Genomic DNA, 14,959 nt, shown 5'->3' with positions numbered 1-14,959 from the left:
CCCTCAGAAGAAGCTGGTGCGGTGCTGCGGCACCGTGCCGCCGGCCTGCTGCTGCGGGTCGACGCGCAGCGGCACCTCGTGCAGGGTGTCGAAGTCCGAGGGCGCATCGGGCACCCGCATCACGGCCTCGAGCTCGTGCATCGAAGCCACCCAGCGACCGGCCGGCGACTCGGCCGGCTCGTCGTTGGCGAAGGTGCCGTCGCGGATGTAGAAGGTCTCGCCCTCGGGGCGCTCGCCGTGCAGCTCGACCAGGCGCGCGATCGAGAAGTTGTAGGTCACCAGCTTCTCGCGCGTCAGGCGATCCTTGCCGCCGCAGTTGAACGAGCCCTCGGCCGCGATCACGATGCACGAGCCGTCCACGCTGCTGTCGGTGCCATGGCCCGAGCGCCAGATGGCGTTGGGCAGCCGCACCCGCACCTTGTCGATGACCAGGTCGCGCTGCTTGTTGAGGCTGCCCAGCGGCGGCACCAGCGAACGCAACTGCCGCAGGCGCTCGGCGAAGTTGTCGTCCATCACGAATTCCACATGGTGCGACGCGCTGCCCGAAGACCGCTTGACCACCTGCATGACGACGTGACGCGGTTTAGCCACGGCAGCTTCCTTTTGCGCGCGCGGACGACCGCACTACGCCAAAAGCACCCATTGCCTTGCTGCAAATCATCTGATGTCGGCCTGAAATTAGAACTTTTTGACCAATGCAATTACATGCATCAATTGTTTCTAACTGTATAACTATTGCGGCCGCTGTGGAAGTCGGACGACGCGATGCCCGCACGGGCATGTCGCCAAGGCGTCGCCCCGCCGTGCTAGACGAGGCGCGCGGAAAAACGCCCTTGCGGGCGCTGCGTCATTCGGGCGACGACGGCGCGGCCGCGGCTGCTTCCAGTGCCTCATCGAGCGCCTTGCAGGACGGCGCGCAGACGGTCTGGGACTTGCCGAGCACCTGGCGGGTGCGCAGCTGCGAGCGCACGCGGTGCTTGCCGCACATGAAGCACGACATGGTGGCGCCGCTGAACGACGCGGAGGCGCGGAACGGGGACCCCGGCGTCTTCGACTTGTAGCGCAGGCCGTCTTCCAGGACGGCAGTCTTCACCTCAGCCTTGGCCATCGGTTTCTTCCTTCTTCTTCGGTTCGGGGCGGCGCATGGCGCGCGCGATTGCTTCCCTGGCGCGGGTCTCGGCCGCCAGCGAGGCGTCGAGCGCGGAGCGGCACAGGCCGGCGTGCTTGTAGTTGAGGTTCTCGTACACCTCGGCGGCGGCCGGATAGGCGTCGAGCAGGCGACTGAGGTCGGCGCCCGATTCGACGTCTTCGAACTCGTGCACCAGGTGCGCGACCACCGAGCGGTACTGCTCGGCACCGACGGGCACCTTGCTGTGCTCCAGCCGCTCGAGCAACTGGGCCAGCACATGGGTCACCGACAGATCGGTCTTGGGGGACGGAGTGTGGGTCGTGTTCATGGTCTGCATCTGGGGACAGCATACCCCTATGCAAGTGGCGGGGTGTCGGCCGAAGCCCCTTCCCCGGCCGGGACGAAGCCGGATTCGCCGCCTTCGCCGTTCCTTGCGGCCTTCATGCGCTGCAGCAGGCTGTGCAGCATTTCGGTCGAGAGGCCATGGATCACCAGCCGGTGCCCGGCCCGCAGGGTCGACAGCGGCACCAGCGGGTGCTTGTTGTTGACCAGGATCAGGTGCTCGGGCGCCGCCAGGATGGTGGCGGCATAGATGCCGATGGTTTCATCCAGTTGCAGCGAGTTGGCGGCGCGCCAGAAGTCGTTGTCGGTCAGCATCAGCTGGTAGAGCGGCGTGAACAGCTCGATGGCGCTCTGCAGATCGAGGAAGTTGAGCCGCCCATGCGGCATGTCCTCCAGGCGCAGCGCGGGCTCCCGGATCATCGAGAAATCGGGCGCCTCCGCCTTGCCCAGCGCCAGCCCGCGGTCGCGCAGCGCCTGGTTCAGCCGGATCACGAAATTGAACAGGTTGAGGTCGTGCTTGAGGAACATGTCGTCCTTCAGCGCCTCGATGTCCGGCGGCTCCAGCGGCGAGGTGGCCACCGGCGCCGGCGAGTTGCGCCCGATGAAGGCCAGCACCTGCGAGCCCAGGTGGAAGTGCCGCAGGATCAGCCAGTTGGCCTCGGGTGACACGAAATGCCGCAGCCCCCAGGCCAGGATGCGGTGCAGCAGCCGCGAGTGCGACCAGTTGCGCGGCACGAACACCTTCACGACCTGGATCAGGATGATGGTGGCGCGCGCGATCGGCCGCAGGAACGGCAGCAGGTACTGCCGCGAGCCCGAGCTCGAATCGGCGAGCCAGGCTGCCTTGACCTCGTCGGGCAGCGGCGTGCTCTGGTCGAGGTAGAGCGCCAGCCAGGGGCTGGGATCGCGCTCGTCGTGCCCGCGGGCCAGGAATTCAGGCGTTCGCATGGGAAATCCGCTCGGTGATGTGCTGGAACTGCATCAGGTACAGGGCGGCCGTGTGGCGCGCGGTGTCGGCGATCTGGCGCGCGGCGCGGGCCTGGCCCTCGACGGCCATCACCATCTCGACCGCGAGCAGCCAGCGGTTCAGGTGGTTCTCGTCGTTGTGGCCGTGGTATTCGAGGAAGCGGAAGGCATCGGGCGGCAGCCGCAGGCTGGCCTTGAGCAGCGGCAGCAGCGCCGGCACGATGCGCTGGCCCGTGCCCTCGATGATGTAGATCGCGCCCAGCAGGCCGATCGGGTCGCGCGTGGCGGCCAGCGCATGCAGGTAGGCGTTGAGCGCCTCGCCGCCCGGATTGCGGCGCAGGTCCTCGATCCGCTCGACCGTGCCGCCGGCCTTGCGGTAGTCGCTGAACAGGATCTGGAAGTCGTTCTGCTCCTCGCCCGCATGCACGCCGATCAGCGACGACAGCGCCTGGTACGGCTCGCTCAGCGAGGCCGCGCCCTCGCGCATCCAGAGGCTGCCCTCGCGCACCTGCGGCACCCACTGCTCCATCCAGTTCAGGTAGTCGGGCACCGCGAAGCGGCGCTCGCGGATCTGCCGCACGAGCGGCGTGCGCCAGACGCGCGAGCGGTAGTCGTGCCAGATGGCCGCCAGCTCGGTCAGCAGCGCGCCCAGGCCCTCGGGAGCGGCGGCCGGGTCGTGCGGCGGCGCGATCACGAGCTCGTCGTCGGCCGTGGCCACGGCAGCGCGCGGCACGACCATCACGGGCGGCGCCTCCACCGCCTCGACCTCGAACAGCATGTAGGCCGCCATGAAGCGCCCCGACTCCGGCACGTAGCAGAAGACCTGCTCGCCGGGCTTCAGCGCGCGGGTATGGAGGAACTCGGCCAACATCACCAGGATCGACGCCGCCCCGGTGTTGCCGCGCCACGCGAGGTTGCTCCACCAGCGCTCGCGCGGGATCGACAGCTCGGCCTTGGCCATCAGGTCCTCGACCACCGGGATGAACTTCTCCGACGAGTAGTGGCAGAGGAAATGGTCGACGCGCTTGGGATCGACCCAGCCGTCGCGCACCAGCCCCGCGTACTCGTGGATGCCGATGTCGAACAGGTGCGGCAGCAGCCGGATGTCCTGGCGCAGCGACAGCGCGCCGGCCGCCTCGGCCTCGGACCAGGAAGCGAAGTCGAGGTGGCCACGCGCCCGGTCCTCGGTCAGGCCCAGCTGCATGCAGACCGGGTAGTCGCCCGAGAACGAGCGCTGGTGCACCCACTTCAGGCGCAGCCGCAGGCCCGGCGAACCGGCCAGTGCGGGCGCACCGTCGGACAGCAGCAGCGCCCCGGCGCCGTCCGACAGCATCCAGCGCAGGAAGTGCGAGTCGAAGTCGGTCTCGTAGCCGCGCGCCGCGAAGCGCGATCGCTTGAACAGCCGCGAGGGCATCTCGCTGGCCACCGCGAGCGCCGAGCGGTGCGCGCCCAGCTCGATGCCCTGCGCGGCGGCCTGGATCGCCGACACGCCGGCCGCGCAGATGCCGTGCACCGCGAGCGTCTCCATCGGCGCCGCCGCGAGCTCGCCCTGGATCATGTTGGCGAAGCCGGGCATCAGCGTGTCACCGCCCGACGAACCGCTGGCCAAGAGCGACACGCGCGACAGCTCGGCGCCGCCGCGGCGCAGGCAGTCGCGGATCGCGCCGGCCGCCATTTGCGCATTGGTGTGGCGCGTCGCGCCCTCGGCATCGATCGCGTAGTGGCGCGTACGGATGCCGTTCTCGGCCAGGATGCGGCGCTTGATGCGCTCGGACATCCGGTTGAGCGGCGCGATGAAGTCGTCCATGCGCTCGTTGGGCACGGGGTCGCCCGGCATGAAGTAGCCGGCGCTTTCGAGGTAGACGCGTTGGAAGGGAACTGGCATGTGTCAGGAAGTGAAGGAATCGCCCGGCATCAGCGGTCGGCTGCGCCATCGCGGCCAGACCGCGCCGAGCACGAACACGCGCGCCATGTATGGCACCAGCCCGCCCTCGTTGAGCGACGGATCGACCCGCGCGCGGTAATGCGTGCGATGCAGATGCGTGAGCTCGGACCAATGGGCATGCGGGTTCTCGTGGTGCGCCGTGTGGAGCCCGATGTTGAACAGCAGCGGATTGACCCAGCCCTCGAAATTGCGCGCGTAGTTCAGCGGAGTACCCGAGGTATCGCCGCGCGCCCCTCGTTCGGGCCGGCGCCCGTCGGCATGCGCATGCTGCAGGTAGTTGGTGGCCAGCAGCCAGTGCAGGCCGTGCAGCTGCGGCAGGATCACGAACACCAGCGCCTTGCGCCAGTCGAGCGCGAGCAGCGCGGCCCAGCTCGCCAGCCACAGCGCGTACTGCGCCATGCAGTAGCGCCAGGCCCCGCGCCGGTGGCGATGCAGCCGGCCCAGCCACGCAACGAACAGCGGGAACAGCACCCACACCGCCTGGAACGGATGCAGCAGGTAGCCGCGCAGGTGGTTGGTGTCGCCGCCGAAGCGGTAGGTGCGCGCCACGTCCTTCGGGCCATGGCGATGGCGGTGGTGGTTCGCCACGTGCGCGGGCCAGAACACGAAGGTCGGATGGCCCTGCAGCAGCGTGATCCAGAAGTCGGTCAGCCGGTTCATGCGCCGGCCGCGCCACATGCGCAGGTGCACGTGGTTGTGGTGGATCACGCCGACGCCGAGCGTGAGGAACAGCATCGGCGCATAGAGCCAGAGGCTGAACCCATGCACCCATTGCCAGGCGGCGAGCGCCGGCAAGGCCGCCAAATAGAACAGGCTCTGCCAGTCGCGCCAGTGACGCAGCCGCGGCATCTCAGGCCGGCCTGCCATCGTGCGTGGCCGGACGGCCGCGCTGCCTGTCGCGAAAGCCCCGGAACAGCGGCTCGGCCGCGTCGGCCGCGATGCGGGTGCCGAACAGCCGGTCCATGAAGGTGAACTGGAAGCCGTAGTTGCCGTTGTGGCAGGCGTGGTGCAGGTGGTGGCGCCGGCTGGCCGCGAACCAGTGGCTGTACGACACGCGCGGGAAGAAGTCGTAGTTCGAATGCCCGACGCTGTTGAAGAACAGGCTGAACACCGGCACCGAGGCCAGCGACCAGAAGCTGAAGTCGTGCAGCACCATCGGCAGCAGGATCACGTTGCCGAGCATCGCGGCCTCCAGCGGATGGAAGCTGTAGGTGGCCCAGGGCGTGGTCACGAAGGAGCGGTGGTGCGGCCCGTGGAAGCGCCGCAGCCAGCGCGTGTGCAGCAGCCGGTGGTTGAGCCAGAAATGCACGTCGTTCCACAGCGCGAGCACCACGATCTCCAGCACGACCTGGCGCCAGCCCGCATCGGGATCGAGCCGCGCCCAGCCCAGCTGCAGCAGCCCCCAGGGAAACACCATGCCGAGCCCGAAGAGCAGCACCGAGATGCCCGACTGCGTGAGCTCGCGCCGCAGTTGCCCGGGCTGCAGCGGCCGCGGGTCGAGCACCCGGCCGATGCCCAGCGCCGGCAGCACGCGCCGGGTCAGCAGGGCATTGAGCGCGCCGAAGCCGAGGTAGATGCCGCCGAAGAACAGCAGCCCCCACAGCATCACCTGCGGGGCGGAAAGGGACGTGAAGGTCTGCGCCATCCCCCCGAGGCTACAGCAGCATCTCGGGCACGATCGGGGCGATCAGCATGTTGTAGAAACGCTGGAAGAAATCCGACTCGGGCTCGGCGGTGAGGATCAGCTCCTTCTCGCCGTCGGTCGTGAGCCATTCCAGGGTGCCCGTGCCCTTGGCCAGCCGCAGCCGGTAGGAGTTCTGCAGCTTGCTGATGTTGATCACGCGCAGCATCTCGCGCGCGAGCTGCGGGCTGTCGGCCACCACGCCCATCTCGGTGTTCTGGCTGGCCGAGCGCGGATCGAGGTTCATCGAGCCGATGAAGATGCGGCGCTTGTCGATGGCCGCGGTCTTGGCATGCAGCCGGCCCAGCGACTTGCCGAACATGCCGAAGCGCTCGCCCGCGCTGGTGCGCTTGGGGCTCAGCTCGTAGACGTCGGCACCGCTGCGCAGCAGCCGCTCGCGGTAGCGCGCGTAGCCGGTGTGCACCAGCGGCTCGTCGTTGGCGGCCAGCGAGTTGGTCAGCAGCGTGAGCTTGACCTTGCGCTTCGTGAGTTCCTCGAAGGCGGCCATGCCGCGCTCGCCCGGCACCAGGTAGGGCGAGGTCAGGTCGACCTCGCTCTGCGCATCGAGCATCAGGGTCCAGACCTTCATCGTCACGCTGGTGGCGATGGCCTCCTCGGCGGTCATGGTGGTCGGCTTGGTCGGCGGATCGGCGATGGCGCGCGCCTCGCCCCACAGCAGGCCCATGCGGCCCGCGTCGAGCTCCTCGGCGATCGGCCCGTAGCCGAGGATGTCGACCGGCGGCAGCACGATCTTCGGCGGCGGCGCGGCCATGCCGATCCAGGCGTCGAAATCGGCGGCCGCCGGCGCCCGGCCGCCCTCGCCCGTCACGATGTCGGCCACCGGCCAGACCTGCTGGCTGTTCCAGTAGCTGTCGAAGATCGATTCGAGCTGCGGCACCACCTTGCCGACCACCAGCGCGTCCATGTCGATGAAGTTCTGCGCCTCGCTGAGCACGAAGTACTCGTCGGCGATGTTGCGCCCGCCCACCACGGCCATCGCGCCGTCGGCGATGAACAGCTTGTTGTGCATGCGGTGGTTGAGCCGCGCGATCTCCAGCGGCGAGGCCGCGAAGCGCGACAGCAGCCCGCCGCCGCGCCCGCAGCAGAAGGGATTGAACAGCCGCACCTGCACGTTGGGCACGGCGGCCAGCGCCAGCAGCAGCTGCTGGCTCTTCATGGTGTAGAGGTCGTCGACCAGCAGGCGCACCTGCACGCCGCGCGCGGCGGCCTCGCGCAGCGAACGCAGCAGCAGCCGGCCGGTGGCGTCGTTCTCGAGCTGGTAGTACTGCACCACGAGCGAACGCTGGGCCCGCTGCGCGAGCTGGATGCGCGCGTCGAGCGAATACACGCCCAGCGGCATCAGCCGGAAGCCCGAGTGCTCGCCGGGCGGCGTCGAGGCCTCGGCGATCGTCGCCAGCCGGGTCGAGGGATCGAAGGCGGCGGCATGTTCGGCGGGCCGTTCGCGCGCGGGCGGCAGCGCACCGCAGGCGGCGAGCGTCGCGGCCACGCCGAGGGCGTACACGAGGCGCAGCGCGCGCCGAATCCAGGCATTCGTCATTTCTTCCGTCCTTCCCCACCATCGGCGCGATGAGCGCGCTCCCGGGGCCGCATCTTCCCTCTTTTCGAGCGCGGCCCCTGCAGCAAGTACGGCGCGCACGCCACGCCGGTTTCAGCGGCGGCATCGTCCTAGAATCCGCCCCCACAGCGACCGGAGCACACCGCCATGCAACTTCCGACCTTCTCGCGCGCGGCATTCGGAACCCTCACCCTCACACTTACCCTGGCCGCGGCGGCACTCTGCGCACCCGCGCGCGCCGCGCTCGACATCGGCGACCCCGCGCCCCGCTTCACCGCCACCGCCGCGCTCGGCGGCAAGACCTTCCGCTACTCGCTGGCCGATGCGCTCGCCAAGGGGCCGGTGGTGCTGTATTTCTTCCCGGCCGCCGACTCGAACGAATGCTCGATCGAGGCCCATGCCTTCGCCGAGGCCATCGACCAGTTCGCGGCCCTGGGCGCGACCGTGATCGGCGTCTCGGCCGACGACATCGACACGCTGTCGAAGTTCTCGGTCAAGTCCTGCCAGAGCCGCTTTCCCGTGGCCTCCGACGAATCGAAGGCCGTGATCCAGTCCTTCGACGCGGTGATGCAGACCCGGCCCGACTTCGCCAACCGGCTGTCGTACGTGATCGCGCCCGACGGCAAGGTCGCCTCCTACTACCAGAACCTCAATCCCGACAAGCATGTCGAGCGCATGCTCAATGCGGTGAAGGCGCTGCCCAAGGCCGCACGGTAGGCGCCGCGCGGGGTTTCGCCGCTTCGCGCAAAATCCCGGCCCATGCAGCTCAACTTCATCGCCAACGCCGACGTTCCCTCGGCCTCCGGCCGCACCCTCCCCGTCATCGACCCCTCCGACGGCCAGCCCTACGACGAGATCCAGCGCAGCAATGCCGCCGACATCGACAGCGCGGTGCGCGCCGCGCGCGACTGCTTCGAGGGCGTGTGGCACAAGGTCAGCGCGGCCGACCGCGGCCGGCTGCTGTTCAAGCTCTCGCAGAAGATCGCCGAGCACGTCGACGAGCTCGCGGCCATCGAGCAGCGCGACTGCGGCAAGCCCGTGAAGCAGGCGCGCGCCGATGCGCTCGCGCTGGTGCGCTACTTCGAGTTCTATGCCGGCGCCTGCGACAAGCTGCACGGCGAGACCATCCCCTACCAGGACGGCTACAGCGTCTTCACCTGGCGCGAGCCGCACGGCGTGACCGGCCACGTGATCCCCTGGAACTACCCGATGCAGATCTTCGGGCGCAGCGTGGGCGGCGCGCTCGCCGCCGGCAACGTCTGCGTGGTCAAGCCGGCCGAGGACGCCTGCCTGTCGCTGATCCGCGTGGCGCAGCTCGCGGCCGAAGTGGGCTTCCCGGCCGGCGCGCTCAACATCGTCACTGGCTACGGCCACGAGGTGGGCGACGCGCTCGCGCGCCACGAGGGCATCGACCACATCAGCTTCACCGGCAGCCCGAAGATCGGCACGCTGATCCAGCAGGTGGCGGCCGAGCGCCATTGCCCGGTCACGCTCGAGCTCGGCGGCAAGAGCCCGCAGATCATCTTCGCCGACGCAAACCTCGACGCGGCGATCCCGGTGCTGATCAACGCCATCGTGCAGAACGCCGGCCAGACCTGCTCGGCCGGCTCGCGCGTGCTGGTCGAGCGGGCCATCTACGAACCGCTGCTCGAACGCCTGGGCCATGCCTTCGAGGCGCTGCGCGTGGGCCCGGCCGCGATGGACCTCGACGTCGGCCCGCTGATCCGCCAGACCCAGCAGCAGCGCGTGTGGGATTTCCTGAGCGACGCGCAGGTGGCCGGCATCCCGATGGTGGCGCAGGGCATCGTGGTCGACGAAGCGCCCGAGACCGGCTTCTACCAGGCCCCCACGCTGCTGCGCGACGTGCCGGTGAACCACCGCCTCGCGCAGGAGGAAGTGTTCGGCCCGGTGCTCGCCGCCATGGCCTTCGCCGACGAGGACGAAGCGGTGGCGCTCGCCAACGCCACCCAGTTCGGCCTGGTCGCCGGCATCTGGACCGAGAACGGCGCGCGCCAGTTCCGCATGGCCAAGCGCGTGCGCAGCGGCCAGGTGTTCATCAACAACTACGGCGCCGGCGGCGGCGTCGAGCTGCCTTTCGGCGGCGTCAAGTCCTCGGGCTATGGCCGCGAGAAGGGCTTCGAGGCGCTGTACGGTTTCACCACGCTGAAGACGGTGGCGGTGAAGCACGGCTGAGATCGCGTCCCTTCAAGCAAAAACGCGGCGGACCGAAAGGCCCGCCGCGTTTTTTTCTAGGGCTCGAAGCCGCTCAGCCCAGCGCCGTATCGAGCAGCATCATCAGCACGAAGCCCACCATGAGCCCGCCGGTGGCGAAGGCCTCGTGCCCCTTGCGGTGCGACTCCGGAATGATCTCGTGGCTGATCACGAACAGCATCGCGCCCGCCGCGAAACCGAGCCCCCAGGGCAGCAGCATCGCCGAATGGCCGACCACGGTCGCACCGAGCACCGCGCCCAGCGGCTCGACCAGGCCCGAGGCCATGCCGATCAGCACGGCGAAGCTGCGGCTGTAGCCCGCGGCCAGCAGCGCCACCGCCACCACCAGGCCCTCGGGCACGTCCTGGATCGCGATGCCGGTGGCCAGCGCGTCGGCGCGCAGGCCGTTGTTGGCGGCGTAGCCGACGCCGATCGCGAGCCCCTCGGGCACGTTGTGCAGCGCGATCGCGAACACGAACAGCCACGTGCGCCGGATCTGGCGCGCCGCCTGCCCTTCGCGGCCCTTGATGAAATGCTCGTGCGGCAGCACGCGGTCCATCACCATCAGCGCGATGCCGCCGAGCAGGATCGCGCTGCCGATGACGCCGCCGGCGGCCCAGTCGCCACCGCCGAACACGCCGATCGACTTGGCGGCCGCGAGGCCCGGAATGATCAGCGAGAAGGCGCAGGCCGCGAGCATCACGCCGGCGCCGAAGCCGAACAGCGTGTCCTGCACGCGGTCGGGCAGGCGCTGCGAGAAGATCACCGGCGTGGTGCCCAGCGCCGTGGCGAAGGCCGCCACCGAGCCGCCGAGGAACGCGTTCCAGACCACCGGATCGGCGGTCACGAAACGCCAGAAATGCGCCACCACGACGACCGCGCCGGCCGCCACGATCGCCAGCCCGAGCCATTCGCGCGCGCTGCGGGCGGGACGCGGGCCGTGCATGGCGGGGGCCGCTGCCGGTTGCTCGGAGCTGTCGGGGTTCATGCGCCGGAATTTCCGCCGCGCAGCGCCGCGGCATGGCGACGGGCCACCTCGGCCCAGTTCACGACGTTGTAGAAGGCCGCGATGTATTCGGGGCGGCGGTTCTGGTACTTGAGGTAGTAGGCGTGCTCCCACACGTCGAGCCCGAGGATCGGCACGTTGCCCGAGCCGATGCCGCGCATCAGCGGGCTGTCCTGGTTGCCGCTGCTCTCCACCGCGAGCTTGCCGGCGGGCGTGACCGTGAGCCAGGCCCAGCCGCTGCCGAAGCGCGTGAGCGCGGCCTTGGTGAAGGCCTCCTTGAAGGCCTCGAAGCCGCCGAGGTCGGCATCGATGGCCTTGGCGAGTTCGCCCTCGGGCAGGCCGCCGCCGCCCTGGCCCACTGGCGCCATCACGGTCCAGAACAGGCCGTGGTTGGCATGGCCGCCGCCGTTGTTGCGTACCGGCGCGCGCAGGGCTTCGGGCAGCTGCTCGACGCCGGCGATCAGCGCCTCGACCGGCTGGCCTTCGTGCGGCGTGTCCTTCAGCGCGGCGTTGAGGTTGTTGACGTAGGTCTGGTGGTGCTTGCCGTGGTGGATTTCCATCGTCTGCGCGTCGATATGGGGCTCGAGCGCGTCGAAGGCATAGGGCAAGGCGGGAAGAACGTAGGGCACGATGACAAAGCTCCTGGTTGAAAGAAGCCCTTTGCGTCGTCCATTCGCTACGTACTCAGGCGTACAAATGATAATTGTTCGCATTGTCCATGTCCAGACAGGCCGAATGGGAATGGCGAGAACCCGCCAGACGGGGCGCGGCCGATACACTGGCCGGGCCGTCGCCGCCCGCGCAAAGAACGCCCGATGAACGCTCCACGCCCCCTTCCCTTCGTCCGCCTCCTCCCCATGCTCGTGCTCGCAGCCGCCGGCCTCGCCCGCGCCGAGTTCGCCTCGCCGCCGCCCGGCGAATACATCTACCAGGGCGGCAACGGCGCGCTGCGCGTCAAGCCCAACGGCCATTTCGACATCACGACCATCGGCGCCAACGCCCACACCTGCGCGCTCGACGGCAACGTGGCGCGCGGCACGGCGAAGCTCGACGACTCGAGCTGCGTGGTGAACTTCACCGTCAACGGCGGCACGGTCAAGGTCGGCAGCAACGGCGCCGACCAGTGCCGCGACAGCTGCGGCGCGCGCGCCACCTTCGAGGGCACCTACACCCGCCCGGCCCCGGCCTGCACCGACAAGGCCGTGGCCGCCTCGCGCCAGGGCTTCAAGCGCCGCTACGACGCGCGCGACTATGCCGCCGCCCTCACCACGCTGGCACCGGTGCTCACCGAGTGCGACAAGACCCTGGACTGGATCAGCAAGGGCTGGATGCGCAACGACCTCGCGCTGACCCAGTACAAGCTCGGCGACCGCGCCGCCTGCCTGCAGACCCTGGCGCCGCTGGCCGAGAGCGCGGGCAAGAGCGACGAGCAGATCCAGGAGGAATACCCGCCGGCCGACGCCGAGATCTACCTGCCGGTGGTGCGCGCCACCCGCACCAACCTCAAGCTCTGCCGCGGTTGAACGGCCCCGTATCGCCGAAGCTTGACCGCGGGCAAGGTCCGCCGCGGCGCGATCCAGTAGCCTGCGCGGCACAGGCCCTTGGGCCATGGCGCAAAATCGGACCCCTCGCCCCATGAACAACCGCAGCAGCTCCAGCACCGTCATCCCGATCGCCGAGATCGGCCGCGCGCGCGCGGCCCTCGCCGTGCCCGGGATCGCGCTGCCCGCCACCGGCGTGCTGCACGACCGTCTGGGCCGGCCGCTGACCGACCTGCGCATCAGCGTGACCGACCGCTGCAACTTCCGCTGCAGCTACTGCATGCCGAAGGACGTGTTCGACAAGGACTACCAGTACCTGCCGCACAGCGCGCTGCTGAGCTTCGAGGAGATCACGCGGCTGGCCCGCCTGTTCGCCGCGCACGGCGTGCGCAAGATCCGGCTGACCGGCGGCGAACCGCTGCTGCGCAAGAACATCGAGGGCCTGATCGAGCAGCTCGCCGCGCTGCGCACGCCCGCGGGCGAGCCCCTCGAGCTCACGCTCACCACCAACGGCTCGCTGCTCAAACGCAAGGCCGCCGCGCTCAAGGCCGCCGGCCTGCAGCGCGTGACCGTGAGCCTCGACAGCCTCGACGACGCGGTGTTCCGCCACATGAACGACGTGGACTTTCCCGTCGCCGACGTGCTGGCCGGCATCGAGGCCGCGCATGCCGCGGGCCTGGGCCCGATCAAGGTCAACATGGTGGTCAAGCGCGGCACCAACGAGCAGGAGATCCTGCCGATGGCGCGCCACTTCCGCGACCAGCTCGACGGCAAGGTCGTGCTGCGCTTCATCGAGTACATGGACGTCGGCGCCACCAACGGCTGGCGCATGGACGAGGTGCTGCCCTCGGCCGAGGTCGTCGCGCGCATCGGCGCCGAATTCCCGCTGCGCCCGCTCGAGGCCAGCGTGGCCGGCGAGACCGCCCAGCGCTGGGCCTATGCCGACGGCCGCGGCGAGATCGGCGTCATCAGCAGCGTCACGCAGGCCTTCTGCCACGACTGCAGCCGCGCGCGGCTGTCGACCGAGGGCAAGCTCTACCTGTGCCTGTTCGCGAGCGCCGGCCACGACCTGCGCCCGCTGCTGCGCGGCGCCGCTAGCGACGAGGAGATCGCCTCGGCCATCGGCCATGTCTGGCAGGGGCGCGCCGACCGCTACTCGGAACTGCGCGCGCTGCGCGGCCCCGACGACGGCGACGCCAAGGCGCAGCGCCGCGTCGAGATGAGCTACATCGGCGGATGAGCGCACCGATGGGCCGCATCGCCGACATCGCCGCCGGCCTCGCCTGCCACGACCCCCAGGACCTCGGCGTCGACGGCGTGCGCAGCTTTATCGAGCGGCTGGTCGAGGGCGCCGTCGTCGCCCAGCGCGAGCAGCTCGGCCTGCGCCAGGCGCTCGGCCGGGTGCTGGCCGAGGACATCGTCTCGCCCGTCAGCGTGCCGCCGCACGACAACTCCGCCATGGACGGCTTCGCCTTCGACGGCGCATTGCTGCGCGACGACGCGCCCAGCGATGCCTCGGTCTCGCTGCGCATCGTGGGCACCGCGCTGGCCGGTGCCACCTGGCGCGGCGCGCTGGCCCCGGGCGACGCCGTGCGCATCATGACCGGCGCCGTCATGCCGGCCGGGCTCGACACCGTGATCCCGCAGGAGTTCTGCCGCGTCGACGACGATCGCCTGAGCTTTCCCGCGCGCGTGGTGCGCCGCGGCGACAACCGCCGCCTCACGGGCGAGGACCTGATGCAGGGCCAGCCCGCGCTGCGCCGCGGCCAGCGGCTGTCGCCGGCCGCGCTCGGCATGGTCGCGAGCCTGGGCCTGACCGGCGTGCCGGTGCTGCGACGGCTGCGCGTGGCCTGTCTGTCGACCGGCGACGAGATCCTCGAGATCGGCGACGCGCCGCGCGAAGGCGCCGTCTACGACAGCAACCGCTACACCGTCACCGCCCTGCTCGAGCGGCTGGGCTGCGAGGTCATCGATCTCGGCCTGGTGCGCGACGATCCCGCCTCGCTGGCGGCCGCCGTGCAGCGCGCGGCGCGCGAGGCCGATGCCATCGTCACCAGCGGCGGCGTCAGCGCCGGCGCGGCCGACCACACGCGCGAGGTGATGCAGCAGCTCGGCGACATCGCCTTCTGGCGCGTCGCGATGCGCCCCGGCCGGCCCATGGCCGTGGGCCTGATCCCGCGCGAGCCCCAGGGCTCGGAATCCGCCGTGCTGTTCGGCCTGCCCGGCAATCCGGTCGCCGTGATGGTCACCTTCCTCGCCTTCGTGCGGCCCGCGCTGCTGCGCATGATGGGCTGCCATGCCGCGGCCGCGGCGCACCCGCCGCTGCTGCGCGCGCGCAGCCTCGGGCCGATCCGCAAGAAGCCGGGCCGCACCGAATACCAGCGCGGCTTCGTGCAGTCGGTGCCCGGCGCGCTGCCCGAGGTGCGGGTGGCGGGCAACCAGGGCTCGGGTGTGCTCAGTTCGATGGTCGAGGCCAACGGCCTCGTGGTGCTGCACCACGACCAGGGCCCGGTGGCCGCGGGCGACGAAGTCGACGTGATGATGTTCGACGGGATCGTCTAG

At 70.0% G+C, this 14,959-nt stretch carries 15 protein-coding genes; 5 read left to right on the top strand and 10 right to left on the bottom strand.

What is annotated here, in order from left to right:
• Nucleotides 1-3: 3 nt before the first annotated feature.
• From AC07RM_RS06485 to AC07RM_RS06450, 8 genes are all read right to left on the bottom strand, one after another.
• Nucleotides 4-591 carry a hypothetical protein gene (locus AC07RM_RS06485; protein ID WP_093341385.1) on the bottom strand — a complete coding sequence of 196 codons (588 nt, stop codon included), beginning with the start codon at nucleotides 589-591 and terminating at the stop codon, nucleotides 4-6.
• Between the two features lie 256 nt (nucleotides 592-847).
• Nucleotides 848-1,108 carry a hypothetical protein gene (locus AC07RM_RS06480; RefSeq protein WP_057592505.1) on the bottom strand — a complete coding sequence of 87 codons (261 nt, stop codon included), beginning with the start codon at nucleotides 1,106-1,108 and terminating at the stop codon, nucleotides 848-850.
• Nucleotides 1,095-1,466 carry a hypothetical protein gene (locus tag AC07RM_RS06475; protein WP_093341382.1) on the bottom strand — a complete coding sequence of 124 codons (372 nt, stop codon included), beginning with the start codon at nucleotides 1,464-1,466 and terminating at the stop codon, nucleotides 1,095-1,097. The genes AC07RM_RS06480 and AC07RM_RS06475 overlap by 14 nt, the downstream gene beginning before the upstream one ends.
• 17 nt (nucleotides 1,467-1,483) lie before the next feature.
• The gene (locus tag AC07RM_RS06470) at nucleotides 1,484-2,419 is read right to left on the bottom strand and encodes a DUF6999 family protein (protein ID WP_495333848.1); all 936 of its coding nucleotides are present in this window, start codon (nucleotides 2,417-2,419) and stop codon (nucleotides 1,484-1,486) included.
• A complete protein-coding gene (locus AC07RM_RS06465; RefSeq protein WP_495333847.1) occupies nucleotides 2,406-4,322 on the bottom strand; it encodes an iron-containing redox enzyme family protein in 1,917 nt (638 codons plus the stop codon). Before AC07RM_RS06465 ends, AC07RM_RS06470 begins: the two co-directional genes overlap by 14 nt.
• A gap of 3 nt (nucleotides 4,323-4,325) precedes the next feature.
• Complete coding sequence (locus tag AC07RM_RS06460) at nucleotides 4,326-5,249, bottom strand: fatty acid desaturase (RefSeq protein WP_495333845.1); 924 nt, start codon at nucleotides 5,247-5,249, stop codon at nucleotides 4,326-4,328.
• The gene (locus tag AC07RM_RS06455) at nucleotides 5,233-6,027 is read right to left on the bottom strand and encodes a sterol desaturase family protein (protein ID WP_495333843.1); all 795 of its coding nucleotides are present in this window, start codon (nucleotides 6,025-6,027) and stop codon (nucleotides 5,233-5,235) included. The genes AC07RM_RS06460 and AC07RM_RS06455 overlap by 17 nt, the downstream gene beginning before the upstream one ends.
• Before the next feature lie 10 nt (nucleotides 6,028-6,037).
• Nucleotides 6,038-7,621 carry a phospholipase D family protein gene (locus AC07RM_RS06450; protein ID WP_495333841.1) on the bottom strand — a complete coding sequence of 528 codons (1,584 nt, stop codon included), beginning with the start codon at nucleotides 7,619-7,621 and terminating at the stop codon, nucleotides 6,038-6,040.
• 165 nt (nucleotides 7,622-7,786) lie between these two features.
• Here AC07RM_RS06450 and AC07RM_RS06445 point away from each other — a divergent pair, with 165 nt between their 5' ends.
• Both AC07RM_RS06445 and AC07RM_RS06440 read left to right on the top strand, forming a co-directional pair.
• The gene (locus tag AC07RM_RS06445; protein ID WP_495333839.1) at nucleotides 7,787-8,356 is read left to right on the top strand and encodes a peroxiredoxin; all 570 of its coding nucleotides are present in this window, start codon (nucleotides 7,787-7,789) and stop codon (nucleotides 8,354-8,356) included.
• A 42-nt stretch (nucleotides 8,357-8,398) separates the two neighbouring features.
• On the top strand, nucleotides 8,399-9,832 hold the full coding sequence (locus AC07RM_RS06440) for an aldehyde dehydrogenase family protein (protein ID WP_208510098.1): 1,434 nt from the start codon (nucleotides 8,399-8,401) through the stop codon (nucleotides 9,830-9,832).
• Nucleotides 9,833-9,905: 73 nt separating this feature from the next.
• Here AC07RM_RS06440 and AC07RM_RS06435 read toward each other — a convergent pair whose 3' ends face one another.
• Entirely contained in the window at nucleotides 9,906-10,796 is an 891-nt protein-coding gene (locus tag AC07RM_RS06435; RefSeq protein ID WP_495334169.1) for a ZIP family metal transporter, read from the bottom strand.
• A 38-nt stretch (nucleotides 10,797-10,834) separates the two neighbouring features.
• Nucleotides 10,835-11,485 (bottom strand): superoxide dismutase, encoded by a 651-nt coding sequence (locus AC07RM_RS06430; RefSeq protein WP_490877624.1) that lies wholly within the window; start codon nucleotides 11,483-11,485, stop codon nucleotides 10,835-10,837.
• 228 nt (nucleotides 11,486-11,713) lie between these two features.
• Between AC07RM_RS06430 and AC07RM_RS06425 the strand changes: the two genes are divergently transcribed.
• The 3 genes from AC07RM_RS06425 to moeA all read left to right on the top strand — a co-directional run bounded on the left by AC07RM_RS06425 (nucleotide 11,714) and on the right by moeA (nucleotide 14,959).
• Entirely contained in the window at nucleotides 11,714-12,379 is a 666-nt protein-coding gene (locus AC07RM_RS06425) for a hypothetical protein (protein ID WP_495333836.1), read from the top strand.
• 112 nt (nucleotides 12,380-12,491) lie between these two features.
• Nucleotides 12,492-13,637, top strand: coding sequence for a GTP 3',8-cyclase MoaA (gene moaA, locus AC07RM_RS06420; RefSeq protein WP_495333834.1), 1,146 nt, complete (start codon nucleotides 12,492-12,494; stop codon nucleotides 13,635-13,637).
• 8 nt (nucleotides 13,638-13,645) lie between these two features.
• Complete coding sequence (moeA, locus tag AC07RM_RS06415) at nucleotides 13,646-14,959, top strand: molybdopterin molybdotransferase MoeA (RefSeq protein WP_495334168.1); 1,314 nt, start codon at nucleotides 13,646-13,648, stop codon at nucleotides 14,957-14,959.

The sequence above is a fragment of the Variovorax sp. GW821-FHT09B05 genome (assembly GCF_059418265.1).
This window is presented reverse-complemented; position numbering and strand designations above follow the sequence as displayed.

Excerpts from the sequence above, each read along its gene's own strand:
- AC07RM_RS06480 (WP_057592505.1), bottom strand. The coding sequence starts at position 1,108 with ATGGCCAAGGCTGAGGTGAAGACTGCCGTCCTGGAAGACGGCCTGCGC.
- AC07RM_RS06475 (WP_093341382.1), bottom strand. The coding sequence starts at position 1,466 with ATGCAGACCATGAACACGACCCACACTCCGTCCCCCAAGACCGATCTG.
- AC07RM_RS06470 (WP_495333848.1), bottom strand. The coding sequence starts at position 2,419 with ATGCGAACGCCTGAATTCCTGGCCCGCGGGCACGACGAGCGCGATCCC.
- AC07RM_RS06465 (WP_495333847.1), bottom strand. The coding sequence starts at position 4,322 with ATGCCAGTTCCCTTCCAACGCGTCTACCTCGAAAGCGCCGGCTACTTC.
- AC07RM_RS06460 (WP_495333845.1), bottom strand. The coding sequence starts at position 5,249 with ATGGCAGGCCGGCCTGAGATGCCGCGGCTGCGTCACTGGCGCGACTGG.
- AC07RM_RS06455 (WP_495333843.1), bottom strand. The coding sequence starts at position 6,027 with ATGGCGCAGACCTTCACGTCCCTTTCCGCCCCGCAGGTGATGCTGTGG.
- AC07RM_RS06450 (WP_495333841.1), bottom strand. The coding sequence starts at position 7,621 with ATGACGAATGCCTGGATTCGGCGCGCGCTGCGCCTCGTGTACGCCCTC.
- AC07RM_RS06445 (WP_495333839.1), top strand. The coding sequence starts at position 7,787 with ATGCAACTTCCGACCTTCTCGCGCGCGGCATTCGGAACCCTCACCCTC.
- AC07RM_RS06440 (WP_208510098.1), top strand. The coding sequence starts at position 8,399 with ATGCAGCTCAACTTCATCGCCAACGCCGACGTTCCCTCGGCCTCCGGC.
- AC07RM_RS06435 (WP_495334169.1), bottom strand. The coding sequence starts at position 10,796 with ATGCACGGCCCGCGTCCCGCCCGCAGCGCGCGCGAATGGCTCGGGCTG.
- AC07RM_RS06425 (WP_495333836.1), top strand. The coding sequence starts at position 11,714 with ATGCTCGTGCTCGCAGCCGCCGGCCTCGCCCGCGCCGAGTTCGCCTCG.
- moaA (WP_495333834.1), top strand. The coding sequence starts at position 12,492 with ATGAACAACCGCAGCAGCTCCAGCACCGTCATCCCGATCGCCGAGATC.
- moeA (WP_495334168.1), top strand. The coding sequence starts at position 13,646 with ATGGGCCGCATCGCCGACATCGCCGCCGGCCTCGCCTGCCACGACCCC.